This is a genomic window from Rhodospirillales bacterium, from assembly GCA_016710335.1.
Lineage (GTDB): Bacteria > Pseudomonadota > Alphaproteobacteria > Rhodospirillales > Defluviicoccaceae > JADJXQ01.
In genome coordinates this window covers 272,870-288,173 of the sequence record JADJXQ010000003.1, presented here as the reverse complement: position 1 = coordinate 288,173, position 15,304 = coordinate 272,870, and the positions used below count along the sequence as shown (strand labels likewise).

General features: G+C 67.4%; 11 protein-coding genes. 2 read left to right on the top strand and 9 right to left on the bottom strand.

Annotated features, from left to right (window positions below; genetic code table 11):
• Positions 1–6 precede the first annotated feature (6 nt).
• Entirely contained in the window at positions 7–816 is an 810-nt protein-coding gene (mazG, locus tag IPM60_07115; GenBank protein MBK8907667.1) for a nucleoside triphosphate pyrophosphohydrolase, read from the top strand.
• A gap of 57 nt (positions 817–873) precedes the next feature.
• On the top strand, positions 874–1,470 hold the full coding sequence (locus tag IPM60_07110) for a hypothetical protein (protein ID MBK8907666.1): 597 nt from the start codon (positions 874–876) through the stop codon (positions 1,468–1,470).
• 28 nt (positions 1,471–1,498) lie between these two features.
• Here IPM60_07110 and IPM60_07105 read toward each other — a convergent pair whose 3' ends face one another.
• The 9 genes from IPM60_07105 to IPM60_07065 form a co-directional block, all read right to left on the bottom strand.
• Entirely contained in the window at positions 1,499–3,376 is a 1,878-nt protein-coding gene (locus IPM60_07105; protein MBK8907665.1) for an ABC-F family ATP-binding cassette domain-containing protein, read from the bottom strand.
• Between the two features lie 26 nt (positions 3,377–3,402).
• Positions 3,403–6,927: an AAA family ATPase gene (locus IPM60_07100; GenBank protein ID MBK8907664.1), complete on the bottom strand. Its 3,525-nt coding sequence runs from the start codon at positions 6,925–6,927 to the stop codon at positions 3,403–3,405.
• A 9-nt stretch (positions 6,928–6,936) separates the two neighbouring features.
• Complete coding sequence (locus tag IPM60_07095) at positions 6,937–8,196, bottom strand: DNA repair exonuclease (protein ID MBK8907663.1); 1,260 nt, start codon at positions 8,194–8,196, stop codon at positions 6,937–6,939.
• A 180-nt stretch (positions 8,197–8,376) separates the two neighbouring features.
• Positions 8,377–8,961: a pilus assembly protein gene (locus tag IPM60_07090; GenBank protein MBK8907662.1), complete on the bottom strand. Its 585-nt coding sequence runs from the start codon at positions 8,959–8,961 to the stop codon at positions 8,377–8,379.
• A gap of 10 nt (positions 8,962–8,971) precedes the next feature.
• Positions 8,972–9,550: a pilus assembly protein gene (locus tag IPM60_07085; protein ID MBK8907661.1), complete on the bottom strand. Its 579-nt coding sequence runs from the start codon at positions 9,548–9,550 to the stop codon at positions 8,972–8,974.
• Positions 9,551–9,709: 159 nt separating this feature from the next.
• A complete protein-coding gene (locus IPM60_07080) occupies positions 9,710–10,144 on the bottom strand; it encodes a PilZ domain-containing protein (GenBank protein MBK8907660.1) in 435 nt (144 codons plus the stop codon).
• A gap of 173 nt (positions 10,145–10,317) precedes the next feature.
• Positions 10,318–11,745, bottom strand: coding sequence for an FAD-dependent oxidoreductase (locus IPM60_07075; GenBank protein MBK8907659.1), 1,428 nt, complete (start codon positions 11,743–11,745; stop codon positions 10,318–10,320).
• Between the two features lie 130 nt (positions 11,746–11,875).
• Positions 11,876–14,560 (bottom strand): EAL domain-containing protein, encoded by a 2,685-nt coding sequence (locus tag IPM60_07070; protein ID MBK8907658.1) that lies wholly within the window; start codon positions 14,558–14,560, stop codon positions 11,876–11,878.
• A gap of 482 nt (positions 14,561–15,042) precedes the next feature.
• A complete protein-coding gene (locus IPM60_07065) occupies positions 15,043–15,210 on the bottom strand; it encodes a hypothetical protein (GenBank protein ID MBK8907657.1) in 168 nt (55 codons plus the stop codon).
• Positions 15,211–15,304: the final 94 nt, after the last annotated feature.

The following is a 15,304-nucleotide window of genomic DNA, read 5'->3' as shown; positions in this document are numbered from 1 at the left end:
GCGATGATGAGCACCGACATCCGTGATCTTCTTGCGATAATGACCAGGCTTCGCGATCCCGAGCGGGGCTGCCCGTGGGACGTCGAGCAGAGCTTCGCCACCATCGCGCCCTACACCATCGAGGAAGCGTACGAGGTCGCCGACGCCATCGAGCGCAACGACATGGCTGCCCTCAAGGACGAACTCGGCGATCTCCTGCTGCAAGTCGTCTACCACGCAGAGATGGCGCGCGAGATCGGCGCCTTCGCGTTCGACGACGTGGTTGCCGCCATATGCGACAAGATGGTCCGCCGTCACCCCCACGTGTTCGGCGACGCGGTGGTGGAGAGCGCTGCGGCCCAGACCGAACGCTGGGAGCAGCACAAGGCTGCCGAGCGGGGCGCCGCAAACCCTGAACCCGCCGGAGCGCTCGACGGCGTGCCGCGAACCCTGCCCGCCCTCACCCGGGCGCTCAAGCTGCAGAAGCGGGCGGCGCGGGTCGGCTTCGACTGGCCGGACGCCGTTTCGGCGCTCGCCAAGTTCGACGAGGAGAGCGGCGAACTGGCGGACGAAATCGCCGCCGGCGCTCCGGCGGACCGCCTTGAGGACGAGATTGGCGACCTGCTGTTCAGTTGCGTCAACGTGGCGCGCAAGCTGACCCTCGACCCGGAGGCGGCGCTCCGCCGCGCAACCCGCAAGTTCGAGCGCCGCTTCGAGCGCATCGAGGCCATGCTGGCCGCCGACGGCGGCCGCCGCCCCGAAGACGCCGATCTGGACGAACTGGAACGGCTGTGGACCGCGGCGAAACGCTTCGAGGCTCGGCTCACGGATGATTAACGCTCCCCGGCTATGCTGTCCCCTGGACCCATGCGCCGGGCGACGCCAATGCGGATCGTGCAGTTACTGCTTCTGGCCGCCGTTACCGCGGCGGGCCTCCACGGTTGCTTTCTGCCGCTCCGCTTCGACGTCGACGCCACCATCACCCGAACCGGCTACTTCGACCTGAAGTTCGATGGCGATCTCGCCTGGCTTCCGCTGGTGCGCGAGATCGCCGAGGGCAGCCTCGATGCCGATGAGCGGCGCGCCAAGATCGCCCGCATCGAGACCGACCTTGAGCGCGATCCGGCGACCCGCACCCTTCGTCATGTCGGCGACGGCGTGTTTCGCCTGCAGTGGCGGCGCTCGGGGGACCTGCTGCAGGCCCGCAGCGTCAACTTCGTCCGCCGCTCGGATCGCATCTTCGGCATCAAGTACGTCGAGTCCACCGGCCAGGTCACCCTCGAAGGCCGCGCAATATCGGCGAACGACGCGCGCCGCCTGCGTGAGCGCGGGATAACCAGCACCGGCTCGCTGAAGCTCCGCACCGACGCCCGCGTCGTGGACCATAACGCCGCCCGCGTCGTCCCCATCGGCCCGCGCGAGCGGATCTATGTATGGACGATCGCCAGTCTCTTCGACCCCGCCGCCAAGCTGGTCATCGCTCTCCACTGAGCGGGCTCAAGCTTGAGGCATCGAAGGGTCAAGCGCGCGCCTCCTCCCAGGATTCCTGGAGTTCCAGCCACGCTGCCTCAGCGCGCTCCAGGGCTTTTTCCGTGTCGCCGAGGCGCATCTTCATGGCGACCAGCGCCCCGCTGTCGCCGTCGTACAGCGCCGGATCGGCCAGCGCCTCGAGCAGGCGCTGGCGCTCGCCCTCCAGCCGATGCACGGCCCGCTCGGCGCTCTCCAGGCGTTTCTGCAACGGCGCCAGCGCCTGACGCCGCTCGGCCGCCCGACGCCGCTGCTCCTTGCGGTCGCCGCTCCTGTCGGTGTCCGGGGAGCGGCTCCGGGTTCCTGCCCGACCGGCGGCGAACAGGCGCGCCCGGTAGTCGTCCAGGTCGCCGTCGAACCCCTCCACCCGCCCGCCGTCGACGAGCCAGAAGCGGTCTGCGGTCAGGGACAGCACATGCGGGTCGTGGCTGACGATCACGACGGCGCCGCAAAAGCTGTTGATCGCCTGCACGAGGGCCTGGCGCGAGTCCATGTCGAGGTGGTTGGTGGGCTCGTCGAGGAGCAGGATATGGGGCCGGTCGGCAGACATCAGCGCGAACAGCAGCCGCGCCTTCTCGCCGCCGGAGAGACTTCCGATCGGCGTCTCGGCCCGTTCCTGCGAGAAGCCGAAGCGCCCGAGCTGAGCGCGCAGCCGCACCTCCGCGTCGTGCGGCCGCTTGCGGCCGAGCGCGATCAGGGGCGTCGCCTCCAGGTCGAGCTCTTCGGCTTGATGCTGGGCGAAGTAGCCGATGCGCAGCTTGCGCGACCGATTGACGTGCCCCGAGATCGGCGCCAGGCGTCCGGCCAACAGCTTGATCAGCGTTGACTTGCCGTTGCCGTTGGCGCCGAGCAGGGCGATGCGGTCGTCGCTGTCGAGCCGCAGCGACACCCCCGACAGCACCGCCTTGCCGTCGTAGCCGACGGCCACCCCGTCAAGGCCGTAGAGCGGCGGCGGCAGCGGATCCGGCTCCGGAAAGTCGAAGGTGACGCTGTCGTGGTCACGATCGTCCGGGATCGGCTCCATCCGCGCCAGCATCTTGAGGCGCGACTGGGCCTGGCGCGCCTTGCTGGCCTTGTAGCGGAAGCGCGTCACGAATGCCTGGATGTGGGCGCGCTGCGCCTCCTGGCGCGCCCGCAGCTTGTCGTCGAGTTGCATCCGCATCGCCCGCGTCTGCTCGAAGCGGTCGTAGTCGCCCCCGTAGAGGGTGAGCTTGCCGCTCTCCAAATGGACGATCCCTTCCGGGACCCGGTTCAACAGGCCGCGGTCGTGACTGACCAGGAGGATCGTGCCGCGATAGTCGCGCAGGTAGTCCTCAAGCCACAGTGTCGCTTCGAGATCGAGATGGTTGGTCGGCTCGTCGAGCAGCAACAGGTCCGGCTGGCTGAACAGCAAGGCCGCCAGCGCCACCCGCATGCGCAGGCCTCCCGACAGCTCGGCGCACGGGCGCTGCTGCTGCGCCTCCGAGAACCCGAGGCCGGCGAGGATGCGCGCGGCGCGGGCCTCGGCGGCATGGGCGTCCTTGTCATGGAGCCGCGTGTGGATTTCCGCGATGCGATGGGGATCGGTGGCGGTCTCGGCTTCCCCGGTGAGGTCGACCAGCTCAGCGTCGGCAGCCAGCACGGTCTCGACCAGGGTTTCCGCGCCGCCCGGCGCCTCCTGGCTCGTCATGCCGACCCGCCACGTCGCCGGCATATGGATGGCGCCGCCGTCGGCGTCCGCGAATCCCGCAATCAACCGCAACAGCGTCGTCTTGCCGCAGCCGTTGCGTCCGACCAGTCCGATCCGCTGGCCGGCGCCGATGGTCACATCCGCCCCGTCGAGCAGCAGACGCGGACCAATGCGGTAAGTGAGGTTCGAGATGCGGAGCATGACGGCAGTCCGGTCGCGGCGCGATGTCAGGAGTCGAGCGTAAGCACGGATATCCGCTGCTCACCGATCGCCGCCCGCGCCAGGTCGATGAGGTGGGTGTGATGGGTAAACAGCAGCACCTGCGTGCGGCGGCTCAGATCATATAGCACACGCAACGTCGCCGCCGCGCGGGCGTCGTCGAAATTGATCAGGATGTCGTCGAGGACCAGCGGCATCGGCTCATTGTGCGCCAGGTAGGCCTCGATCGCCGCCAGGCGGATGGCGAGGTAAAGCTGGTCGCGGGTCCCGTCGCTCATCGCGTCCACGGTCAACGACGCGCCCCCGGGGCGGATGCCGAGGAGCACCGGCTGGTCCCGGTCGTCCAGATCGGTCGCCAGGCCCTCGAACGAACGACAGGTGAGGCTTCCGAAGAGCGCGCCGGCGTGCGCGAGCAACGGACCCTGGTGGCTCTCCCGGTAGGCGGCGACGGCGCGGGTCAACAGCGCGATCGCCACCCGGTAGGTGATGCAGCGCTCGGCGTCTTCCCGAATCCGCGCCAGTTGCGCCTCCGCGTCCTGGGCGGCGCGCGCCGCAGCGTCGCCGCCGTCCATGCCCTGGAGCTGATTGCTGATCTCGCCGATCCGCCGCGCCAGCTCCGAGCGGCGGGTGGACAGCTCCGCAATCTCCTGATCCAACGCCTCGCTCCGCCCCGGCAAGCTGTCGGAATCTTCGCTCGCCGCCTCCGCTTCGATCTGCTGAAGATCGCAAGCCGGATTGTGCTCCAGCAAGCGCGCCTCGATCTCCTCGAGGTCCCTCAATTTCTGAGCTTTATGAAGAGCCTGCCGTTCGACGTGGTCGAGGTCCTCGGGACGGTCGCGCCCCGCCTCCCGGCAGAGACGTTCCAATGCCGCGGTCGCCTCGCCGGCGGCGGTTTCCGCGGCTCGGAGGGCCGCATGCTCCCGCGCCAGATCGGCCTGCAACTGCTGACGGCGATGGTGCTCGTTCCGGGCGTGCTTGAGGCGTTCGCACAGGTGGCGGACGGCGTCCACCGCCGGCTCATCCCGCAGATCCGGCGCCGCCGCCAGGGCGACGGCGCCAACCCGGCGTTCGAAACCGGCGATGTGATCCTGCATGGCCTCGATGCGCTGGTGGCGGAGGTCGGACCAGCTCACCAGCAAGGTGCGCAGGTCGTCGACGATCTCAAGCACCGCCTCGACCTCCTCGGTCGTCGCATCCTGGGGCCGTGCGAGAACGCCGACCGCCCGCCCCCACTCCGCCTGCCACTCCGTCAGCGCCGTCTCGACGCGCGCCAGGCGTTGCCGTTCGCGGTCCCGCGTCCTCTCTGCTTCGTCGCGGCGATCGTTCAAGCGAAGACGCTCGGCGCGGAGTTCCATGATCGCGGCGAGCGTGGCCTTGCCGCGCCGCAGCAGCGCCACAACCGTCTCGCCGGGCGCCGAGGCGGTTTCGCCGAACGGCAAGAGCGCGTCGATGAGGACGCGGCGCGCCTCGCCGATCCTCCGTTGCAGGGCGTTGATCTGGTCACGCTGATTCCTGACGGCCCCGATCATCGTCACGATGTCCGCACGGTGACGGAGCCACACGCCCATTTCAGCAGGCGGCAACGGCTCCCGGCCTAGCGCCGCCCACAGATCCCGCCAAGCCCGCTCCAGCGCCCCTCGTCGATCGGCCGCGGCGGCTTGGAGTTCCTGCGCCGTGGCCAGTTGCTCCAGCGCCCGCCGATGGGCGGCGTCAAGCTCCTGGAACCGCGCCACCCGTTCCGCTTCGTTGTAGAGAGCGTCGGTCAGGGCATCCACTTCGGCGACGGACCGCTCGTAAGCCTCCGGCAGGGCGCGTTGCGCGTCGAACGCCGCGGCCTCGGCAGCGACATCGCCGGAGGCATCGATGAAGGCGCGGCGGATCAGCCGCCAGCCGTTGTCCCGGCGCGTCCGAGCCTCCGCGACGCTTGTCGCGGTCGGAATCCGTCCTTGCGCGACGAGGGCGCTCTTGTTTCGCTCGAGTTCGGCGATGGTGTCGTGCACAGCGGCCACCGCGGCGCGAGCCGCGCTCAGCGCCACATCCGCATCGGCGAGGTCGGCGTCGAAGCGATCGACGGTCTTGTCGGCCGGCGCCGGAAACCGCACCAGTTCCTCCGCCGCGCTCGACCACAGCGGCAATGCAGCCAGCCGGTCGCCGAGCTCCGCGGTCATGCGGGCGACGCCGGCTTCGGCATCGCTCAGCGCATCTTCGAGGCGCCCCTGTTCGCCGACGCCTTCCACCGCCGCCCGCAGCGGGGCTGGATCGGGTGCGCCATCCAGCTTGGCGAGCGCCTCGTTCGCCGCCCGGACAGCCTCGTCGGCTTCGCGCGCCGCCGACCGCACACGGGCGAGATCGGTGGTCAGGGCGTCGTGGTTCTTGATCAGCGCGCGCAGTCGCGCCAGCGCAGGCCGCGTCGGCAGCGCCGCCGCTGCATCCTCCGCCGTCAGGCGCAGATCCGCCTCCCGAAGCCGCTCCGAGATGCGCGCTTCGACGGCCGCGAACTCGATCTGGCATTTCGGGAGGTCGATAAGGGCGCCGCGGACCCTGCCCCGCTCCTCCTGCAATGCCTCGATGTCCTGCGCCTGATCCAGCAGCGCTTCGGGCACGGCGACGACGCCGAGCTCGGCCTTGATGCGGTCCGCCGCCTCCCGTGCCCGCACCGCGTCCCGCTCGGCGACAACGAGCCGCTCCTGCGCCGCCAGACGCTCAGCGCCGAATCCGTCCCGCAGCTCGGGCACCGCCGCCAACTCGGCAAGGGTGCTCTCGATGCTGCGGCGGACGACCAGGTCGCGAAGGTTGCGGCGGATACGCTCCAGCCGCGTCCGCGCCTTCTGCCGGTCGTCGAGCTGGTGCCCGAGGTCGTTCTGATCGGCCTCCAGTTGCCGGCACGCCTCGGCTGCCTGATGCCAGGTTTCCTCGGAGAGCGTCGCATCGCGGATGCGGGTGCGCGCCTCGCGGTAGCGGCTCAACGCCTGATTCAGCGACTGGGTCTGGCCGCGCGGACGAAAGATCGCGTCGGCGTCCCGGCACAGATCATCCAGTACGCCGCGCAGGCCGACCAGTCCCGCGCTCGCTTCGAACAGGGTGAGGCCGACCTCGCCGCCGCCCTGCAGAATGTCCTCGCCGCCGGCCCGCAGGCGCACGTGATCGAGGCCGAACAAGCGGTGGAACAGCTCGCGGTGCATGGTCCCGAGGACGGGTTCGAGCGCGCCATCGTCCACGGCCCGGTCATCGGCATCGAGCAAGGTGCCGGTGCGGCCCTTGCGGCGATAAAGTGTGAGCACCTGCCCCGAAGTGGCGCGGATGACGGCGCCGATGCGGAGCGCCCGCTTCTCGTGCAGAAAATCATCACCGACAGCGTCCTTACGGCGATCCTCGAACCCGAACAGGAAGTTCGACAGAGCCCGCAAGGTCGTCGTCTTGCCGGCCTCGTTACGGCCATAGATCGCATGGAAGTCGTGCTCGCCGGGCGCGAACGCCAGCACCCGGTCGCTGAACGGACCGTAGCACTTGAGGTGAAGCTCTTGAAAGCGCACGGCAGCGGTCTAGTCGGCCGGCGGCATCAGCCGGCCGGCGATGACGTCCACCGCCCGCTCGATCAGACGATCGAGGTGCTGCGGCTCCTCCGGCTTGATCGCGGCGTCACCGTGCTGCGCTTCCGGGGGAAGCCTGCTCACCAGGTCTTTCCACTGCGGCTGCAGCAGGGCGGCCGCCGCCTCGGGATCGGCGCGCAGCGCGTCCGCCACCTGCAGGAGTTGCGCCAAAGCGTCATCCGGGCGCCTCCGGGCGTCGTCAAGGCGCGGCGACCGGGTCGCCAGCTCCACCTTCTCGACCCAGATGGTCTCGAAGCCGACATCGGCGGCGGTCGCCCGCACGTCCTGCACCCACTGCCCTTCCTGCCGCATCAACGCGTCGTGCGCCGGCGAGCGGCCTTGGACGCGCACCCGCACCGCAACCAGACGCCCTTCCGCTGCCACCGCCTCGGCGCGCAAGGCGTCGCGCACCAGCGTCAGCACCTCGTCGGGCGTGTCGGCGGTGCCGGCATCCACGCTGATCAGCACCCATCGCGCGACATCGACCACCCGATGTTCCAGCGCCGTTACCCGTCCATCCTCGACCGTCACCAGCGTGCAACCCTTGGCGCCGGCCTCGCGGATGTGTCGCGCCTGGAGGTTGCCCGGAAAGACGATCGGCGGCTGTTCGCACACCACCTCCCGCTGGTGGACATGGCCGAGAGCCCAATAGTCGTAGCCGCGGGCGATCAGTTCGTCCCGCGTGCACGGCGCGTAGGGCTCGTGCCCCTCCCGCCCGTTCAGCGCCGTGTGCAGCACGCCGATGTTGAGATAGCCGGGAACCGGCGGCGGATAGCGGGCGGCCAAGTTGTCGCTGGTGTCCGGGCGGGCGAACGAACAGCCATGCACCGCAACCCCGAGATCATCCAGCCGCTTCGTCGCCGGAGCCGCTGCCGGGAACTCGACGACGTTGTCCGGCAGCGGCAGCCGCTTGGTGATGCGGCTCTGGGCGTCGTGGTTGCCGCGCACCAGAAACACCTTGACGCCGGCGTCGCGCAGCCGCGCCATCTGCTTGACGAAAAACAGGCCGGTGTTGAAATCGCGCCAGTTGCCGTCGAACAGGTCGCCGGCGATGACGAGGAAGGCGGCTCCTTCGCTGCAGCACAGGTTGACGGTGTTTTCGAAGGCGCGGCGCGTTGCGCCCTTCAGTTCGCCGACGGGTGCAGCCTCATAGGCCTCCAACCCGCGCATCGGGCTATCCAGATGAACGTCTGCGCAGTGCACGAACCGCATGTCGGACTTCCGCATATCGGAGAGGGGCGCGCCGACGCGCCGGTCATTCCGGCTACATCATTTCCAGGCGGAACGGAACCCGCAATGACCGGCCGCCCGCCGTTCCCGGCCGTCGAAGCGAGGCCGGCGCAACCGGCGTGGCGAGGGGGCGCAGCCTGCGTGGCGAGGCGGCGCAGCCTGTCAGGGCAGGACTGCCGTGAGGGAGGCGAAGCGCGGGCGAAACAGGGTAAACTGACGGAGCGTCTCGGCCTTGAACAGCTTGGTTATGAACAACGGCTCGTAGTCGAAGTACGCCTCGCAGACGATGATGCTGTCGCCGTTGACGACGCTGAAGCCGTTGGGCAAGGTCGGGTTGTCGCCCTCGCTGCCGAAATCGCTGCTCCCCTTGCCCCCGCCGTAGGCGCGCTGCCAATTGATGATCGGCGGGTTGCCGTCATTGGCGCTGATGTTGGTGACGATGACCTGACCCTGCGTCGCCATGTCGAACGGCTCCATGATCGTTGCCGACGCCGACAACATGACGGTGAGGTCGGCTTCGCTGAGGGCCGAGGCGCGCGAGACCATGTCGGCGATGGTTGCGGACGTCCGTTCCACCTTCTGGTTGATCAGAATATAGCGCGAAAACTCGACGACGCTGAAGGTCAGCGCGATCAGGATCGGCATCGCCACCGCCAACTCCACCGCGAGAGTCCCGCGCCGATCGCTCTTCAGGCGTTGAGCCAGTCGTCGAACGACCGGGCATCGTAACACCGGGAGTCGGATCATCGGCCGGCTCCTATTCCCAGGGCTCGTTACTGACGACGACCTGCGACTCGAGGCGATAGTTGCCCTTGTCGTCGCCCATGGCGGTCGCGAGCAGTGGCGTCATCAGCTTCCAGTCGTACGCAATGCGGTAGACGACGACCTGCCCCGACCCGCCGGCGCCCTCCTCGCCGACGTCCTCGTCCCAGACGCCATTGCCGTTCTCGTCGCTGAACGTCTCGCCAAGGCCGTACTTGCCGTCGCCGTCGCCGTCAACGAAGGCCTCGCCGCGGCCGACGTCGCTGAACGCCGGATAGCTCAGCACGCTGACCTCGGCTTCGTCCATGTCGACCAAGCCGACGGTGCGGTCCTCGACGATTTCGATGATGCGGTCCATGCGGTCCTCGCTGCCCGCCTCCTGGCCGGTGATCCCGTAACGCGCCGCGTCGCGCATGCCGGATTCGATCAGCACGTCGAGGAACAGGACCGTGCCGGTTTCGAAGATGCCGCATGTGATCAGCAGCAACACCGGAGCCGCGAACGCGAACTCGATCGCCTGGGTGCCGCGGCGGTCTTTGGACAACGAAGACATTTTGCGAAGAAGTATCGACATGGCTCGGTCTCTATGTACTTCAGAGCACGCTTTCAATACATTGCCCCCAAAGGTAATATAGTGTCGAGACATGCGCAATATAATATAGTTTAATTAACTTTACGTCCCATTTTATTATTATGTTTACTTCAGCATCCTGCACCCGGAGCACCAGTCGCGTCACCGCTCCGTGCTGTGTTCGGCCCTCAGTTCCTCCCGAATGGCGTTAAGCTGGTGCTGGATGGCGTCGATGCGGTCCAGCAAGGCCCGGCGCACCTCCGACGAGAGGCTGACCAGATCGGACTCCGCCGGCGTCGTCGCCCGCCCGGCCCCGACCCCGGCGTCGGCATCGATGAAGCGGACGCCGATCCGGGTGTTGGTGCGCCACACCACCGCGCACTCCCGATAGCCGCCGTCGCCGCCGGTCACGGCGAAGGCGTCGGGAATGTCGACGCCATAGGGCACTTCGAGGCGAACCCCCGCCTCCGAGACGTCGGCGATCGTGCAATCCACCACCGAGCACATGTTGTTGAGCGCGATTCGCCCCGCCTTCAGCGTTTTGTGGCGCCTGCTCGCCCGGCGTTCGCCGACGCCGGCAGAGTCATTGGTCGTCATTGAAGTCTTTCACAAGCTGTCATGCGTGTACTGCAAAAGATTACACAACTTTACCGGGAAGTCAAGCCGATCGCTCGGCACGCGCGCCTCCCGCGCCCCATCGCGAGAAGCGCAAGCGGCGTGGCGGTCCAGGCGTCGCTTGATGTTTGTGGCTACCGGGAAGCCGCGGGGCGCTACGGAAACATCGCGAGGAAGCGGACCAGCTTTCGGGTCCGCTCGCTGAACAGCTTCGGCGCATAGAAGCTGCCCGCGGCGCGCTTGTTGATCTCGCCGAGGGTCGGATAGGGAGCGATCATCTGCGCCACCGCCTTGACCTTGATCCGCTCGCTCATCGCCAGCACCCAGGTGTGGATCAACTCGCCGGCTGCGGCGCCGACGATGCCGGCGCCGAGCACGTGGCCTCCGGGGGTGGCGATGACCTTGACCAATCCCTCTGTCTCACGTTCGGCCTGAGCCCGGTCGTTCTCCGCATAGAACGACTTGAGAACCCGGACCTCCCCCCGCGTGTCGCGCGCCTGCTGCTCGGTGAGCCCGACCTGAGCCAGTTGTGGCGCGGTATAGGTGACCCACGGCACCGTCCGCGTGTCCGCCTTGGCCGGCAGGCGGAACAAGGCGTTCCGCAGGACGATCGACGCATGATAGCCGGCGACGTGGGTAAACTTCAGCCCGCCCGCCGCATCGCCGATCGCGTACACCTTGCGGTTGGCGGTGCGCAGTCGGGCGTCGACCTCGATGCCCTTCGCCGACCACGCGATCCCGGCCTCCTCCAACCCCAGCCCGTCCACGTCGACCCGGCGTCCCGTGGCCACCAGAAGGTGCGAGCCCTCGACCCGGCTTTCCTGCCCGCCCTCCGCCGTTACCGTCACCGACACGCCCGCCGCGCCGGTGCCGACCGCGGCCACCTTGACCCCTTCCCTTATCTCCACTCCGTCCCTCGACAGCCGCCGGCGCACCACGTCGACCAGTTCGGGGTCGTCCTTGGGAAGGATCTGCGATGCCTCCAGCACCGTGACCCGGGCGCCGAGCTGGCGGTGGGCCTGCGCGAGTTCCACGCCGATGGGGCCACCGCCGACGATGACCAGATGCTCGGGCACCGCCGCCAGGTCGAAAATGGTCTCGTTGGTCAGGTACGGAACATCGGACAAGCCGTCGATCGGCGGCGTCGCCGGCGACGATCCTGTGGCGACGACGAACCGGCGGGCCCGCACCCGCTGGCCTTCGGCGTCGATTTCTGAAGGGCTGACAAACCGGGCATGGGCGCGGAGCACCCGCACGCCAAGCCCCTCGAAGCGCTCCACCGAATCATTGGGCGCGATCGCCGCGATCACCCCCCGCACGTGCTCCCGAACGCGCCCGCCGTCGACCTCCGGCCCCCCGACATTGACGCCGAAGACGCCGGCGCCACGGACCGCTTCGGCGGCATGGGCGGCCGCCAGCATCGCCTTCGACGGCACGCAGCCGTAGTTCAGGCAATCGCCGCCCATCTTGCCGCGCTCGATCAGCACGGTTCGGGCGCCCATCTGCGCCGCCCCCGCGGCCACCGAGAGGCCGCCCGATCCGGCGCCGATCACGCAGATATCGGTCTCAATCGCAGCGCCCATGCATCCTCTCTCCAGCCGGTGGCTCGGGCGCGGTGCGGTCAGGTTGAACGCACGGTCGTACCCTAGCTCTTTCAGATGGAGAGCAGCGTGCCGCCATACCGGTCGGCCCGCAAGCAACGCCTGATCACGTTTACGTTTTTGCCAATGCCGTCGTCCCGCGCCGCACCGACTCCGCGAATGGGACCGCCGGAAGCGGCGCGCTGTAAAAATAGCCCTGGATCAGGTCGCATCCGGCGGACTGCAGAAACTTGAGCTGGCTTGCGGTTTCCACGCCCTCTGCGACGATCTCCAAGTCGAGCCGGTGCCCGAGTGCGATGATCGCCTCGACCAGCCGGACGTCGGCGGGATCATTGTCGAGGTCCCGGATGAAGGAGCGGTCGATCTTCAGCGTATCCACGGGGAAGCGCCGCAGGTGGCTGAGCGAGGAACAGCCGGTCCCGAAATCGTCCAATGAAAGGCGAACGCCGATTTCGTGAAGCCGATGGAGCGTATTCCAGACATCCGGCAGATCGGTTAACAGGACCCCTTCGGTGATCTCGAGCTCCATGTTTTCGGCCGGCAGCCCGCATCCGTCGAGAGCGGATCGGACCGTGTCGACAAACGCCGGCGAGCGCAACTGCCGCCCGGAGACGTTGACGGAAATCCGTTGCAGCGGCAGCCCGTCGTCGAGCCAGGTGCGGAATTGGCGACAGACCTGGCGCAACACCCATTCACCGATGCCGACGATCCGTCCGGTGTCCTCGGCGACGGCGATGAATTCCTGCGGCGCCGTGAAACCGAGCTCGGCATTGCGCCAGCGGAGCAGCGACTCCGCGCCGAGCACCGCGCCGGTCTTTGCCGAGACGATGGGTTGGAAATGGACCATGAACTCGCCGCGCTCCTGGGCCAGGTGCAGCTGCCGCTCGATGCCGAGACGCCGCTTGATCTGCTGATTGAGCGACTCGGTGAAGAATTCGAAGCTGTTGCGGCCGATGTTCTTGACCCGGTACATGGCCGCATCCGCATTGCGCATCAGGATCGCCGGGTCGTCGCCGTCATCGGGAGCGATGGTGATGCCGATGCTGGTCGTCACCATCACCTCGCCATCAATGATTTGGAACGGGCTCGCGAACGCGTTCAGGATCTTGCACGCGACCCGTTCGGCGTCCCCGCTGACGTGCAGTTCCGGCAGGATGACCGCGAATTCGTCGCCGCCAAGCCTGGCGACCGTATCCACTTCCCGTACGCACTGACGGATCCGCTTTCCGGCGAGTTGCAGCAGCAAATCGCCGCCGGCGTGACCGAAGGTGTCGTTGACGTTCTTGAAGTGGTCGAGATCGATGAACAGCATTGCGGTCTTGAGACCTTGGCGGCGCCCGCGGGAGAGCGCCTGCGCCAGCCGGTCGGCCGCCAGCACCCGGTTCGGCAGCGCCGTCACCATGTCCGTGGTCGCCTGCACGATGAGCCGGTCTTCATATTGCTTGCGGAGGGTGATGTCTTCCTCGACGGCAACGTAATGGGTGATCCGGCCGTCGTCGGCAAAGATGGGCGAGATCGAAACCTGCCGCCAGCAGCGGTCGCCGGTCTTGCGCTTGGCCTCCAGTTCGCCCCGCCACGGCCGCCCGGCTCGGAGGGTGGCCCACAGGCGTTTGTCGACCTCCTTGTGCTCCTCGTCCGGCAAGATGTCTTGCACGGCGCGGCCGAGCGCTTCGCCGGCCTCGTACCCGGTCATTTCGGTGAACTTGGGATTGACGTACTCGATGATCCCCGCGGGGTCGGTGATGATGACCGAGGCCGAGCTCTGCTCGACGGCCTGCGAAAGCTTGATGAGTTGTTTGCGTGTCGCTTCCCGCTCGGTGACGTCACGCACCAGGCAAAGCCAGCCGGCGGTGTCGCTGAATTCGTCGACGACGGGCCTGCACCTGGTCTCGCCGAAGAACTCCTCGCCGTTCTGGCGCCGATAGCGAAAAAGCGACGAGCCACAACCACCGCCGAGATCGGGGCAGGGCGCCGCGCCTGCCGTGCAATGTTCCGCTTCGGCGTCTGCGGCGAACAGGTCCGCGAAGGCCCGCCCTTGCAAAGCCTCTTCCCGATGCCCGAAGACACCAGCGGCCGCCGCATTGCAAAAGGCGATTCTCTGGTCGTCGTCGGTAATGACCATGGCGTCGGGAGCGGAATCGAAGATCGCCTGGAGCAGGCAGCGCTGGCGGACGGACTCGTTGAACGCCAAGACCAGGCGCCGCTGCAACCACAGGATCGCGACGCCGGTGGTGATCAGTACCGGCACGATGAGCGTCGCCAGCACCAGTAAATGGAGCAGATGCGAAATGCTGTCGGCGCTGGCGTCGATCGCCGCCCATTGCTCCTGGGTCAGGACATTCTGCAGAAAGTCCAAGGCATCGAGCGCGGCTTGATCATCGACGCGGGCCAGGTCGGCGACCTCAAGGGATGAACGATCGTTGGCGATGGCGCTGCGGACGGCGTCGAGAGCACCTGCGTAGCGCTCGATCACCGCCTCCAGTCGCGCCAGCGCGTCGCGTTCCGCCTGACTGACCCGCAAGTTGCGGTAAAAGGCGATGCCCTCGCGCGCTCGGATCAGGTCGCGCTGCAACAGCGGCACCAGCCGATCGTCCCGGCCGAGGGTGTAGGTATTGAAGTTGTGAATGAACCCGCCGTAGCCGAGCGCGTCGTGCAGTCCCTGCCGCGCGAGCGACTTGGTTATGGTCATGTAGTTCTGCTGTTGCCAGTCCGTGCGCAGTTCATGCATGGCCGTGCGCATCGACCACCCGACCACGCCGGCGCCGGCGATGGTGCCGGCGAGCATGATGCCAATCATCGCAACAACCAGCCGGAACCGACGCGGCGTTCCAGTGGTGGCCCGAAAGCGGACGAGGTTCAGCCGCAACCGCCGCAGGATCCTTTGCGTCCTGTGGTGTCTCGCCCGCGAAGCAGTCTGCGGGCCGGAGACACCGCCGAACGTCAGGCGCCCAGCCACGCGTCACGCCGTGGGCAATGATCGAGCCGGCGCAGTATGAGCTGTCGCGCCCGGTGCCCAGCATTCGGATTTGACGGCATCCCGCCTCCCCTGGCAGCGAAGAGTTCAGCCCTCGGCTGTCGCCCACGCGATAGGACCTGCATCGCCTCAAGTATATTCGATATGGGTTAACAACAATCGGCAGGTCGGCAGCCTGCCACACGTCGATTCCCAAATTTCGCGCCATGCCTTGACGAAGCCGGCTACGCCCTTACGTTCTTATCACGTTCGCAAGCAAGGGCATGGCTGAAAATGTTATTCGGAATTTCAACTAAAAATAAAAATCAAGTAATTTCAATGGCTTGCGAGCGGCTCTGCATACATCCGCATACATCGGCATACATCTGCGCACGGAAAACGGACACAAATCGTTTGTTTTCAATGAGGTAATAGTTTCGCGCCGGTACAAAACCGCCGACGATCGAGCAAAACGCCGTCACGATCGTCGCCACGGCAAAGTGCCTTGCGAGAAGTCGCCGCCGTCGCACCTTGCGCTTCAGTCGGAGTCCCGATAAACCGCCCCGGCGACGCTTGCGGCCTCAGGGG

Coding starts and splice junctions, on each gene's coding strand:
- IPM60_07090 (MBK8907662.1), bottom strand. CDS start 8,961: ATGATCCGACTCCCGGTGTTACGATGCCCGGTCGTTCGACGACTGGCT.
- IPM60_07070 (MBK8907658.1), bottom strand. CDS start 14,560: ATGATTGGCATCATGCTCGCCGGCACCATCGCCGGCGCCGGCGTGGTC.
- IPM60_07080 (MBK8907660.1), bottom strand. CDS start 10,144: ATGACGACCAATGACTCTGCCGGCGTCGGCGAACGCCGGGCGAGCAGG.
- IPM60_07075 (MBK8907659.1), bottom strand. CDS start 11,745: ATGGGCGCTGCGATTGAGACCGATATCTGCGTGATCGGCGCCGGATCG.
- IPM60_07095 (MBK8907663.1), bottom strand. CDS start 8,196: ATGCGGTTCGTGCACTGCGCAGACGTTCATCTGGATAGCCCGATGCGC.
- IPM60_07085 (MBK8907661.1), bottom strand. CDS start 9,550: ATGTCGATACTTCTTCGCAAAATGTCTTCGTTGTCCAAAGACCGCCGC.
- mazG (MBK8907667.1), top strand. CDS start 7: ATGAGCACCGACATCCGTGATCTTCTTGCGATAATGACCAGGCTTCGC.
- IPM60_07105 (MBK8907665.1), bottom strand. CDS start 3,376: ATGCTCCGCATCTCGAACCTCACTTACCGCATTGGTCCGCGTCTGCTG.